Annotated in this window: 11 protein-coding genes and 2 pseudogenes; 4 read left to right on the plus strand and 9 right to left on the minus strand. The window is 61.3% G+C overall.

The window, feature by feature from the left end; translation table 11 throughout:
• Window positions 1–292: 292 nt before the first annotated feature.
• The 4 genes from C3Y91_RS36130 to C3Y91_RS36145 all read right to left on the minus strand — a co-directional run bounded on the left by C3Y91_RS36130 (window position 293) and on the right by C3Y91_RS36145 (window position 3,993).
• Entirely contained in the window at window positions 293–883 is a 591-nt protein-coding gene (locus tag C3Y91_RS36130) for a histidine phosphatase family protein (RefSeq protein ID WP_024324000.1), read from the minus strand.
• A gap of 23 nt (window positions 884–906) precedes the next feature.
• Window positions 907–1,725 carry an enoyl-ACP reductase FabI gene (gene fabI, locus C3Y91_RS36135; protein WP_018067977.1) on the minus strand — a complete coding sequence of 273 codons (819 nt, stop codon included), beginning with the start codon at window positions 1,723–1,725 and terminating at the stop codon, window positions 907–909.
• Window positions 1,726–1,846: 121 nt separating this feature from the next.
• Entirely contained in the window at window positions 1,847–3,064 is a 1,218-nt protein-coding gene (locus C3Y91_RS36140; protein ID WP_174827223.1) for a J domain-containing protein, read from the minus strand.
• 467 nt (window positions 3,065–3,531) lie between these two features.
• Complete coding sequence (locus C3Y91_RS36145) at window positions 3,532–3,993, minus strand: Lrp/AsnC family transcriptional regulator (RefSeq protein WP_024324002.1); 462 nt, start codon at window positions 3,991–3,993, stop codon at window positions 3,532–3,534.
• A 137-nt stretch (window positions 3,994–4,130) separates the two neighbouring features.
• Between C3Y91_RS36145 and C3Y91_RS38640 the strand changes: the two are divergent.
• Window positions 4,131–5,121 (plus strand): annotated as a pseudogene (locus tag C3Y91_RS38640) (ornithine cyclodeaminase family protein).
• A gap of 116 nt (window positions 5,122–5,237) precedes the next feature.
• Here the strand turns inward: C3Y91_RS38640 and C3Y91_RS36155 are convergent.
• Window positions 5,238–5,357 (minus strand): annotated as a pseudogene (locus tag C3Y91_RS36155) (IS5/IS1182 family transposase); the annotation flags it as partial.
• Window positions 5,358–5,391: 34 nt separating this feature from the next.
• Window positions 5,392–5,850: an RT0821/Lpp0805 family surface protein gene (locus tag C3Y91_RS36160; protein ID WP_024324004.1), complete on the minus strand. Its 459-nt coding sequence runs from the start codon at window positions 5,848–5,850 to the stop codon at window positions 5,392–5,394.
• Window positions 5,851–5,915: 65 nt separating this feature from the next.
• Between C3Y91_RS36160 and pdxH the strand changes: the two genes are divergently transcribed.
• Complete coding sequence (gene pdxH / locus C3Y91_RS36165; RefSeq protein ID WP_012756311.1) at window positions 5,916–6,536, plus strand: pyridoxamine 5'-phosphate oxidase; 621 nt, start codon at window positions 5,916–5,918, stop codon at window positions 6,534–6,536.
• A gap of 6 nt (window positions 6,537–6,542) precedes the next feature.
• Here the strand turns inward: pdxH and C3Y91_RS36170 are convergent, their stop codons facing one another.
• Window positions 6,543–7,580 carry a polysaccharide deacetylase family protein gene (locus C3Y91_RS36170; protein WP_024324005.1) on the minus strand — a complete coding sequence of 346 codons (1,038 nt, stop codon included), beginning with the start codon at window positions 7,578–7,580 and terminating at the stop codon, window positions 6,543–6,545.
• Between the two features lie 277 nt (window positions 7,581–7,857).
• Between C3Y91_RS36170 and C3Y91_RS36175 the strand changes: the two genes are divergently transcribed.
• Both C3Y91_RS36175 and C3Y91_RS36180 read left to right on the plus strand, forming a co-directional pair.
• Window positions 7,858–9,141, plus strand: coding sequence for a D-alanyl-D-alanine carboxypeptidase family protein (locus C3Y91_RS36175; protein ID WP_024324006.1), 1,284 nt, complete (start codon window positions 7,858–7,860; stop codon window positions 9,139–9,141).
• Window positions 9,142–9,224: 83 nt separating this feature from the next.
• Window positions 9,225–9,542 (plus strand): nucleoside triphosphate pyrophosphohydrolase family protein, encoded by a 318-nt coding sequence (locus C3Y91_RS36180; protein WP_024324007.1) that lies wholly within the window; start codon window positions 9,225–9,227, stop codon window positions 9,540–9,542.
• A 102-nt stretch (window positions 9,543–9,644) separates the two neighbouring features.
• Here the strand turns inward: C3Y91_RS36180 and C3Y91_RS36185 are convergent, their stop codons facing one another.
• Together C3Y91_RS36185 and tldD are read right to left on the minus strand one after the other, a co-directional pair.
• The gene (locus C3Y91_RS36185) at window positions 9,645–10,136 is read right to left on the minus strand and encodes a GNAT family N-acetyltransferase (protein WP_024324008.1); all 492 of its coding nucleotides are present in this window, start codon (window positions 10,134–10,136) and stop codon (window positions 9,645–9,647) included.
• 17 nt (window positions 10,137–10,153) lie between these two features.
• Window positions 10,154–11,569 carry a metalloprotease TldD gene (gene tldD / locus C3Y91_RS36190; protein WP_024324009.1) on the minus strand — a complete coding sequence of 472 codons (1,416 nt, stop codon included), beginning with the start codon at window positions 11,567–11,569 and terminating at the stop codon, window positions 10,154–10,156.
• Between the last annotated feature and the right edge of the window lie 313 nt (window positions 11,570–11,882).

Consider the following 11,882-nt stretch of genomic DNA (forward strand, 5'->3'; position numbering starts at 1 on the left):
AAGCTTGAATCACAACCAGATTCCTTATGTCCAGGGCTAAACCTAGCGCATATGACCCTAACCCTCTCCCCGCTCGCGGGGCGAGGGGACGTGCCCTACGAGAGCGAGTGGGGACGGAGAGGTCGCGGCATGGTCCCTTCGCCCCGCGAGCGGGGGTCTGAAGGACGGGTCGAGACCCGTGGCTCGACCCAGGCAAAGGTGGCGGCAGCCGGATGAGGGGCAGGTCTCGGCAATCTCCTGGCCGACAACCCGCTCCTCTCCCAATCCGACCTTACTGAACGCCCTGCAATGCCTACAGCCAGGCGATCGTCCGCTCAGTAGTTTCGATCCGGATGATCCGGTCCTGCGGGATCGCGCCTTCGGCAGCCGTGCTTTTCGGCAGGTCGGCGATCGTCTGGAACAGCGTGCGGATGACGCCGCCATGCGTCACGCAGACCGTCGGCCGATCGACGGAGTTCAGCCATGAGCCGGTGCGCCAGGAGAGGATTTCATAGCTTTCCGCGTCATCGCCGGGCGGGATGAAATCCCATTTCGAGGCGTTGCGTTCCGCCACCCGCTCGCGCTGCGTCGCCTTCAGCTCCTTGAGCGTCGAGCCCTCCCAGTCGCCGAAGGAAATTTCCACCAGCCTCGGATCGGTGCGATAGGCCAGCGGCGGTAGGCCCATGGCGGTGCGCATGATTTCCATCGTCGCGCGCGTGCGCTGGAGCGGGCTTGCGACGAAATCGAACTGGTCGATCGTGTCGCCGAGAATGCCGGCAAGCGCGATGCCGTTCTGCCGGGCCTGTTCCAGGCCCGTGGCATTCATCGGGATATCCTTCTGACCCTGCAGGCGGCGCTCGGCATTCCAGGCGGTCTGGCCGTGTCTGATCACGTAGATAAGCACGGTCTCGCATCCATATGGAGAAATCAGTCCTTGATGACGGAAATGTCGGGCGCGTCGACCGCCTTCATGCCGATGACATGATAGCCGCTGTCGGCATGGTGCACTTCGCCGGTGACGGAGCGCGAGAGATCCGACAGGAGATAGAGGCCGACATCGCCGACTTCCTCGATGGTGACGGTGCGGCGCAACGGCGCGTTATATTCGTTCCACTTCAGAATATAGCGGAAATCGCCGATGCCGGAGGCGGCAAGCGTCTTGATCGGTCCGGCCGAGACGGCGTTGACGCGGATGTTCTGCGGGCCGAGGTCGACGGCGAGATACTTGACGCTGGCTTCGAGCGCGGCCTTGGCGACGCCCATGACGTTATAGTTCGGCATCACCTTTTCGGCGCCGTAATAGGTCAGCGTCAGCATGGCGCCGCCATCCGTCATCAGCTTCTCGGCGCGGCGTGCGACCGAAGTGAAGGAATAGACGGAGATCTGCATCGTCTTGGCGAAATTGTCGGCCGAGGTGTCGACGTAGCGGCCTGTCAGCTCGTCCTTGTCGGAAAAGCCGATCGCATGCACGAGGAAATCGATCTTGCCCCACAGCTTTTCGACGTTCTCGAAAACCTCATCGATGGTGGCTTCATCGGCGACGTCACAGTGGCCGACGAGCGTCGCGCCGATTTCGGCGGCGAGCGGCTCGACACGCTTCTTCAGCGCATCGCCCTGATAGGTGAACGCGACTTCTCCACCCTGCGCATGAATGGCCTTGGCAATACCCCACGCAATCGAACGATTGTTGGCGACACCCATGATGACGCCGCGTTTGCCTGCCATGAGGCCGGATGCTTGAGCCATATTTCGCTCCCTAGGATTCTGATCGATCCTGCCTATGGCATAGGCCGTTAATCGGTTCAAGCTTGGCCGGGATCATCAACTGTTAGGGATCGTAATAAAGGGTGCGAATGTCATAAAAATTTCATAGGAACAGGCCTTCGCGCATGCTCCGCATGAGATCGGTGATTTTGTCGTCGGGTTTTTCCCACAAGATAATGCGCAATTCGACAACCAGATCGCCTCTGCCACCCTCATCGCGCGGCAATCCCTGGCCGGGAACCCGGATCGTCTTGTCCGAGCCGGACCATGCCGGGATCGTCACGTTCAGCGGGCCGCTCGGCCCTTCGATGCGCGCCTCGGTGCCGAGCACGGCATTTTCGATGCTGAGCGGCAGCACGGCGTGCAGATCGAAACCATCGACCGTGAAGCGCGGATCGGGTGCGATGCGAATGTTGATGACGGCGTCGCCGCGCTGCATGCCCGGCAGTTTGAAGCCCTGTCCCTTGAGCCTGATCTCGTGACCGTCGGTCGTGCCTGCCGGCAATGCGAAGCCGATTTCGCGGCCCTCCGGCAATGACGCGGTGATCCAGCTGCTCTTCAACACGTCGTCGATCGTGACCGTCGCCGTCGTCACCTCATCCGGTGCCTTTTCGAGGCCGGTATCCTTGGCGCCGGTGAAACGGCGCACCAGGTTTGTCAGGATGCTGAGCGGCAGCGACAGGTTGGCGGCGGCATTGGCTGCGGCTTCGCCTGGTTCCTCGTCGCCCTTGGTGTCTGCCTCCGCGGGATCGCCATCCATGCGCTTGCCGGCGTCGCCCTGGGCGTTTTGTGTCTGCTGATTTTGGGCCTGCTGATATTGCGTCTGCTGGGCGCGACCCTGCGCCTGGCCGCCGGCAGCCGCGCGGGCCTGGGCGCCGAAAATGCGATCCACCATCTCGTCGGCCGCCTCAGCGGAACCTGCCTGTTGCCTGGAGCCGTCAGCGGCAGCCTTCTGGGCGGCGCGCGCCAGCTCTTCCATCACGCGCTCGGCATTGGCCTGCGCCGCCTTGGCGCGCACGGCTGCCTCGCGGGCGGCCTGGCGCTGCTGCATGATCGTCTGTTCGTGCTTCTTGGCTTCGGCCATCCGCAGGGCATTGTCGAACAGGCTACGTTTGCGCGGGTCCTTCAGCGTTTCATAGGCGCGGCCGATCTCGGCGAACCGGGCCGTCGCTGTCGGATCGTCCTGATTGTGGTCGGGATGGGCTGATTTGGCCATGTTGCGCCAAGCCGCCTTGATCTCGTCTACTGCCGCGTCGCGCTTGACGCCCAGAATTTTGTAAGGATCGCGCATGTTAAAACCGCCGGTGTTGCGATGCGGCAAGCCTCGTCCTTGCCCGGCATCCCCGTCCAATAAAACCTGTGTGGCGCCACCCGCTACAAAGGCAGGAACAGCCACTCTCAACGCCGATCCTGCGGCGGAGTTGCTAATCACTTGTTATTTCTGGGCAGACATGTGGGGTGTTTCGCGGCGAATGGTTAGCTCTTTGCTAAGCACTCGGCAGAAAGCGGTCGCGCGTTAACCTGTTGGCGACGGCGCTATGCGTCATTTCGAACGCGCAAAGGGACGCGGTAATGGTTTGAATTTAGCCTTAGGTGGCGTGGACACTTGTCTGATCGATAAGGCGATGGCGGCGACGCGCGACTACCGACAGACCACGGGAACCGGCGTTTGCTCCCCGGTTTGCCGCAATGAAAGCGATCTGCACCTCCGTGAACTTCGACTTTCATGCCGAAAACTCCGTCTAGACTGGAATTTCCAGTCTCAACCGGTCCGGAAAATCGGAGGTGTCAAAGCGGCAACAATGCGTCAGGCTTCACATCACCGATTGATGCGTAACTGTGGGTTTCCCTGACGCCAGGAAGTGGCAGAATGACCCGCTGCAGGAATTCCTGAAACGTCGCCATATCAGCTATTCGTGCTTTGACCAGGTAGTCGAAGCCACCAATCACCATATGACATTCGATGATTTCGGGTGCCTTCGCAACAGCCTCTGCAAAGCGGTCGAAGACGTGCGGCGCGGTGTGATCGAGCCTTACCTCGATAAAGACGAGCGTGCCACGTCCGATCTTTGAAGGCTCGAGCACAGCCCGCACAGCGCGGATAAAGCCTTCACTGAAAAGCCGCTTGATGCGCTGGGATGCGCCCGTGGGTGACAATCCAACGCGTTCGGCGAGGTCAAGAACAGTCCGGCGACCATCTTCTTGCAATAGCCCGAGCAGCATCCGATCGACACGGTCCAAGTCACTCATTTCTGATTCACACTTTCCTGGGTTGGAATGCGCGATAATCACGCAAAGAAGTCGAAATTACTATATTTCGTCGCGCCGTTTGCCGGAATACGGTTGGAAAAGAACTAAACCCCAACCAGACGAAGGCAAGCAACATCATGCACAGAACCCAACCTGCCTTAAGCACTCACACCAAAGGTGAGATCAAGATTCTCTCGCTGAGCGAAGCGGAGGTCAAAACATGCATCGACCTGCGCAAGCTGCTCGACGCGCTAGCGGACGGGTTCAAAGCGCTCTCCGACGGTCGTGTCGTCAATCCAGCGCGGCCACAACTCGATATTCCGAATGCAGGCTATTCGTTGGCGATGCCGGCCTGGATGAAGGGAATGCATTTGACCGTAAAACTGGTCAACGTGTTCGAAGGCAATATCGCCCGGGGCATGCCCAGTCACCTCGCAACAATACATCTCTTCGATCCAGAAACAGGAATGCCTGTTTGCATTATGGATGGCACCTACATCACGGCCGTACGCACGTCCGGTTGCCGTCCTCTCAGTGCGAGAACTCGCCAGGTGCAATGCCAAGGTCGCGACCGTCGTGGGCGCGGGCGTTCAAGCCAGCCAGCACCTTCACCTGTTGCCGCTCGTTCGCGATTTCCAGGAAATTCGAGTGTTCTCTAAAGATTTTGCTGATGCGCAGGCGCTGGCTTCACGTCATTCAGGCATCACTGCCGTCGAGGACCTCGAGGCGGCGATACGGTCTTCAGATGTTGTGTGCCTCGCGACGCACTCCTATGTCCCCGCAATATCGGCAGAATGGGTTCAACCAGGAACGCACGTGTCCTCGGTTGGTGTCGCGCCCCCCGGCGGCGAACTTCCGATCGATTTGATGGCTCGCGGCACCCTCTTTGTTGAGACGCGGGATTCGTTCGCGCCAACACCGGTGGGCTGCTGCGAACTTGCAAATATTGATCCCGAGGCAGGCACCGATCTTGGCGCGATGTTGCTGGGGCAGCGACCAGGTCGGACGTCAGATCAGCAGATCACAATCTACAAGGCCATGGGCGTCGCCATGGAAGATATGGTGGCAGCCGACCTCGCTTACCGCGAGGCCAAGCGCCTGGGTGTGGGCCAAGCTATTTCTCTCTAGCGCATAACCCCGAAAATCGGAATCGATTTTCGGAAAGGATTATGCGCGGATTCAAAGTGATAGAGCGTCCTTGGCGCGTCTTAGAAGACGCGCGGCGCTCTAGGTGGCCTGGGCTGTTATCTGATCCATAGGACGGTTGCTACGATGGTGACGACGGTGAGGTCGTTTCTCGCCGTTTTCTCGAAGCGCGTTGCGACTCTTTTGAACTGCTTGAGTTTGGAGAAGCAGCATTCGACCACACGACCTAGGAGGCTCAGTTCTCCCGCCGGATCAACTTTCCGGCTGGAAGCTCAGAAGCTGCCAGTTGCCGCCGCCGACGAGGCAGGTTTTGCCGTAGAATTTGGCGATGCCGACATAGGAATGGCGGGTCGTGCGGAACTGGCGGCAGACCTGGCCGGACTCGTTATTCTCGACGATCGTATCGATGACACCGGCGCTGCCCGTCGATGCATTTGCCCAGGGAAGCGGCTGGCCCTCGAGCCTTTGCACGTCGGCCGACGTCACGGCATTGCGCACGGTCATCTCGTCGGAAAGCGTGTCGGTGCTCGGCGGCGTTTGCGGCACGGTGCCGGTTGCCACCGACCGGTCGACCTTGGCGTCACTCAAAAAATCCATGCCGCCGCCGACGCAGCCGGAAAGCGACAACATCGCGGTGCCGATGACGAAGAACGCGCGGCTGCGTCGCCGCAGGCCCCTTGAATGGCGAGATGACTTTGTTATGACTTCCACCCTGCATCCTGTCCAGTTATCAAAAGCTGGGCGAGTTTTGAATAATCCGGGGCATTTGAACCAATATGTCGGCAAACGAGTTAACAAGCGGTGACTTTACCGAAAGTGGCGAGCCCTTCAAGCTCTTTGCCGAATGGCTGAAAGAAGCGGAGGCCTCCGAGCCCAACGACCCCAATGCGGTGGCGCTGGCGACGGTCGATGAGGATGGTCTTCCGAATGTCCGCATGGTTCTCCTGAAGGGATTCGACGACGACGGTTTCGTCTTCTACACCAATTTCGAGAGCCAGAAAGGCCGCGAAATTCTTGGCCAGAAAAAGGCTGCCATGTGCTTTCACTGGAAAAGCCTGCGCCGCCAAGTGCGGCTGCGCGGCCCCGTCGAGATCGTCACCGATGCCGAAGCGGACGACTATTTCAAGACGCGGGCGCGCGGCAGCCGCATCGGCGCTTGGGCCTCTAAACAATCCCGTCCGCTCGAAAGCCGTTTCGCGCTGGAAAAGGCCGTGGCTGAATATACCGCGCGTTATGCCATCGGCGAGATTCCGCGCCCCGCCCATTGGTCGGGCTTCCGCATCCGGCCGACCTCGATCGAATTCTGGAAAGATCAGAAATTCCGCCTGCACGACCGGGTCGAATTCCGCCGGCCATCACCGGAAGGTGAATGGGACAAGGTGCGGATGTATCCGTAACGGGCTTTACCGGCCCATCAGCTTCAGCGGTATGCCTGAGGCCAGTGCCGAGACGTAGCGTCGCTTCTGGTAGAAGCCGTTGAGCGAAATGCGCGGGAGATAGCCGGTGAGCTTCGCTGCCGGCAGCCCGGGTTGCGTGGTGACCGCGAGGGTAAAGCCGAGATTGCGTGCGATGCGCGCCTCGCGGGCGGTCGCAGCCTCCGGCGTGCCGTAGGGATAGGCGATCGTCTCAGGACGGATGCCGGTCACCGCCTCGAGGTAATCCGCCGAGGCCTGCATCTCGATTCGCGCTTCGGCTTCCGGCAGGCGGGCGAGCGCGCGATGGCTGATCGTATGGGCGCCAAGCGCTGCGAGCGGATGGCTGGCGAGCCATTGCAATTCACCAGGCCCCATCACCAGTTCGCGGACGATATCCGTCGGCTCGATGCCATTTTCCCGCGCCAGCAGATCGATGGCGGCGACGGCGCGCGCCTCGTCGAAGCGGTGGATATAGGCGGCAAAGCGGTCGAAGGCATGCCATTGCCGCTGCGGGCTGTCGAGCACCAGGCGCTCCATGCCGCGGCCGAAATCGAAGCGGATTTCTGGCGCCTGGCGCAAGAGGATCGCCAGCGTCTCCCACCAGATGCTGTGAGAGCCCTCGGCAAAACCCTTGGCTGCGAATACCGTGAACGGCGCCTGATGCCGCTCGAACACCGGCAGCGCATGTTCCAGATTGTTGCTGTATCCGTCGTCGAGCGTGAAGGCCGCAAACGGCTGTGCGCCCTCGGGCTCTGCCAGCAGCGCCGGCACCTCGCCGAGCGGCACGAAACGATAGCCTTGCCGCCTCAGCCGCTGCAGCGCCGCATCGAGAAAACGCGGGGTGATTTCGAGATGCGCATTCGGTTCGAAGGCCTCTGGCACGTCCGGGCGGACATGATGCAGCGTGAAGACGACACCGCGCCCGCGCGCTTCGCGCATCAGCCCGGCCGAGCCAAGCAGCCAGGAAAGCTCGAGCCCGGCGCCGATCGCTGCGCGTTTTGCCAGTCGCTTGAATTGTCCCGTCATGCGGCGCCCGTTCCTTGCCTTTGCCGGAAACTAGCAAGTGCGACTTAAGCCTTGCTGAATCCCTGTTCGGAACAGGTCTTTGATTTCCTGTTAACCAAGGTGATGAAAAGACTAGAAAAATGATAGGCGTTGCCTCAAAGTCGCGCCAAACTTACGGCTTCTGTCACATTACGGCACAAATGCCGGTCTGACCGAAAGCCTGCATCGAGGGCTGCGCATCAGGGGCCAGCGTATGAGGGGCCAGCGTATGAGGGGCCAGGGTATGAGGGGAAAGTGCATGAGAAAGCTTTTGGCGGCTGTGTTGACCGTGACGCTTGCCGTTTCGGCGCCTCTTGCGGCCCTTGCCGGAAATGCTTCGCTGATCCTCGATGCCCGGACCGGCAAAGTTCTCGCCGCCGAAAACGCCGATACGCTGAACCATCCGGCCTCGCTGACGAAGATGATGACGCTCTATCTCACCTTCGAGGCATTGAAGCGCGGCAAGATCGCCTGGGACACCCCGATCAGGATTTCGAAATACGCCGCCGCACGGCCGCCGACCAAGCTTGGCGTCAAGGCGGGTGGCACGATCACCGTGCGCGAGGCGGTCTATGGTATGATCGTCAAATCCGCCAATGATGCCGCCTCCGCCATGGGCGAGAAGCTCGCCGGCTCGGAAAGCGGTTTTGCCCGGATGATGACGGCCAGGGCCCGCCAGCTTGGCATGAGCCGCACCGTCTTCGTCAATGCTTCCGGCCTGCCGGACGGCCGCCAGGTCACCACGGCGCGTGACATGTCGACGCTCGCCGTCGCCTTGATGAAGAATTATCCGAACGAATATCGGCTGTTTTCGACGGCAAGTTTCAATTTCCGCGGCCGGACCGTGCGCGGTCACAACAATCTCATGTACCGCTACCAGGGCATGGACGGCATCAAGACCGGTTATACCAACGCCTCCGGCTTCAACCTCGTTAGCGCCGTACGGGACGGCAACCGCCGCGTGGTCGGCGTCGTGCTCGGCGGCCGCACCGCCCGCAGCCGCGACGACAAGATGGCTGGTTTGCTCGACCGTTATCTCGGCCGTGCTTCGTCTTCCGGCGGCGCAAAGCTGGTGGCGAGCGTCGGCGCCAAGGAAGCTGTCGAAGTCGCGTCCGCCGCTGACGCGTCCGATGTTCCGGTGCCGCTCAACGCACCGCGCCCGGCCGACGATCTCGCAGCCAAGAGCCTGGCCTATGCCGACGACGCCGTCGTGCCGCTGGATCGTCCGGTCGCGATGGATGAGATCCTGAACGCCGGCAAGACACCGAAGACATCAGCAGAGAGGACCAATGGCGACTGGCAGATCCAGATCTCGGCCGCTCCCAGCGCCGACGCGGCGCGCGCGCTTCTGGCCCAGGCGAAGTCGGAAGCCGGGGCGCCACTCGTTTCCGCTTCGCCCTATACCGAGGCGGTCGGGCAGGGGGCCAACAAGATCTATCGCGCTCGCTTCGTCGGATTCGCCAGCAAGGATGCCGCCGTCTCGGCTTGCGATGCGTTGAAGCAGCGCTCCTATGACTGCGTGCTGCTGCCGGATCGCGGCTGATCGCCGCCCGGCACTCTGGACAATCCCGTTCTGGACAATTGTTGGGAATCAGCGTCTCCTCCAAAAACAAAAGGAGAACGTCCATGCTGCGCCGTCTCGCCGATCAGTTCGAAATTTCTTCCTCCACCCATGTCGCCGCCAACGGCATTGAGCGTGATGCCGATTGGTTCCTTCTGAAACTGCAGGAGGAAATGGGCGAGCTGACACAGGCCTGGAACCGGCTGACCGGGCGCGGCCGTGCAAAGGGGCGTTCACCGGAAGATATGCAGCAAGACCTTGCCGACGAGACCGCCGACGTTCTCGGCCACCTCCTGCTCTTCGCCCGACGCAACGATATCGACCTTGCCGCCGCGATCGAACGGAAGTGGCTGTTTCAGCCGGCGCAAACGTCGAAGAACTGATGCAGGGCGGCCAAAACGTGCGGCGGTTTTCGGACGATGGCATAGTCGCTTTAGGCGAGGCTGTTCGTGTTCAGCCGCATCACGATCTTCCCAAAGGTTAAGTCAGCCGACCTTATGGCGGTAGAATTTGCTGTCCACCGCCATCAGCGGGAAGGAGCGGGGCAGGGCGCTCTTGGCAATCTCGGTAAAGCCGTTCTTCTCGTAGAAGCGATGCGCGGCGACGAATTTGTCGGTCGTGCCGAGGAAGATATCGGTGATGCCGGCATCCCTGGCGTGGGCAAAGAGGCGATCGAGGAGCCGCGCAGCGACGCCATGCTCGTGGCCGCGAACCGCAGCTGTGACGAACATCTTGCGCAGCGCCGCCTGGTTGTTGCCGATATCCTTGAGCCCGACCGTGCCGACGATGGCGCCATCCTTGACGGCAACCCAGAACTGCCCCTTGCCGGACTGATAGAAATCCGGGATGACCCGGAGATCCGGCTGCGCATCCGCGGTGATGTCGATGCCGAATTCCTCGCGCTGGATCGGCAGGATCACCGAAAGCACGGCATCGGCGTCATCGGCTGTGAAGGTCCTGATTTCGATGTCCGCCATCACAGAATCCTTTTGCCTCAGGTCTGGGTGCCGCCGACCGTCACCTGATCCATGCGCAGATGCGGCTGGCCGACGCCGACGGGAACCCATTGGCCGGCCTTGCCGCAGTTGCCGATGCCGGTATCGAGCTTCATGTCGTTGCCGATCATCGACACCCGCTTCATCGCATCCGGACCGTTGCCGATCAGCATCGCGCCCTTGATCGGCGCGCCGACCTTGCCGTTCTCGATCAGATAGGCCTCGGTGCAGCCGAAGACGAACTTGCCGGAGGTGATATCCACCTGGCCGCCGCCGAAGGAGACGGCGTAGATGCCCTTCTTCACCGAGGCGATGATCTCCTCGGGCGTCTTGTCGCCGCCGAGCATATAAGTGTTGGTCATGCGCGGCATCGGCACATGGGCATAACCCTGGCGGCGGCCGTTGCCGGTCGGCGCCATGCCCATCAGCCGGGCATTCTGCCGATCCTGCATATAACCGACGAGCTTGCCGTTTTCGATCAGCACGTTGTAGGCAGACGGCGTACCCTCGTCATCGATGGTGATCGAGCCGCGGCGATTGTCGATCGTGCCGTCGTCGACGACGGTGACACCGGGAGCGGCGACCATCTGGCCGAGAAGGCCGGCGAATGCCGAGGTTTTCTTGCGGTTGAAATCACCTTCCAGCCCGTGACCGACCGCCTCGTGCAGCATCACGCCCGGCCAGCCCGAACCGAGCACCACGTCCATCGTGCCCGCCGGTGCATCGATCGCCTCGAGATTGACGAGCGCCTGGCGCAGCGCCTCGTCGGCGCCGTATTGCCAGCTGCCCTCGGCGATGAAGTCGCCGAAGCCGATGCGCCCGCCGTGGCCATAGGAGCCGCTCTCCTGCCGATCGCCTTCGCCGACCATCACCGAAATGTTGATGCGCGTCATCGGCCTGATGTCGCGCACACGATGCCCGTCGGCACGCAGGATGTCGACGACCTGCCAGCTTGCGGCGACCGAGGCCGTCACCTGCCGCACCTTGTCGTTCTTGCCCCTGAGATAGGCGTCGATGTCCTGCAGGACCTTGACCTTCTCCTCGAAGCTCGGCTGGCCGATCGGGTTCTCGTCGCTGTAGAATTTCTTGTTGGTGCCCTGGGGGGCTGCCGCATAGGAACCGGAATAGCCGCGTGTCACCGCGCCGACGGCATCGGCCGCCCGCTTCAGCGCCGCCACCGAGAGATCGCCGGCATGGGCATAGCCGACCGCTTCGCCGGCAACGGCGCGCAGGCCGAAACCCTGTTCGGTGTTGAAGCTGCCGCCCTTGAGCCGGCCATTGTCGAAGGTCAGCGCTTCCGCCTGCGCATGCTCGATGAACAGTTCGCCGTCATCGGCGCCGGACAGGGCCTCGGCGACGTGTTTGCGCATCGTCGCTTCATCGGCATCGAAAAGCGTCAGGAGATCGGTGGTCATGGTATGGCTCCAATGGGCATGCGTTCAGGAGTACACTTACTCCCCTAGATAGGGCTCCACATAATAGGGAGTGAAGCCCTGCCGTCGAATTATTCTTTTTTTAAAGGGATGTGAGCGTTCCCATCGCTTTGCGCTGTGTGGCGACGCGGCTTTTTTACATAATCACTTTGAGAGCTGATTTGTTCGAAATGCCGAGAAAATATCCGCCCCTCACCCTAACCCTCTCCCCGTAAAACGGGGCGAGGGGACGTGCCCTGCGAGAGGTGGGCGGGGAACGGAGAGGTCGCGGCATATCCCCTTCGCCCCGTTTACG

The sequence above is a fragment of the Rhizobium ruizarguesonis genome (genome assembly GCF_012349115.1).
Classification (GTDB): domain Bacteria; phylum Pseudomonadota; class Alphaproteobacteria; order Rhizobiales; family Rhizobiaceae; genus Rhizobium; species Rhizobium ruizarguesonis.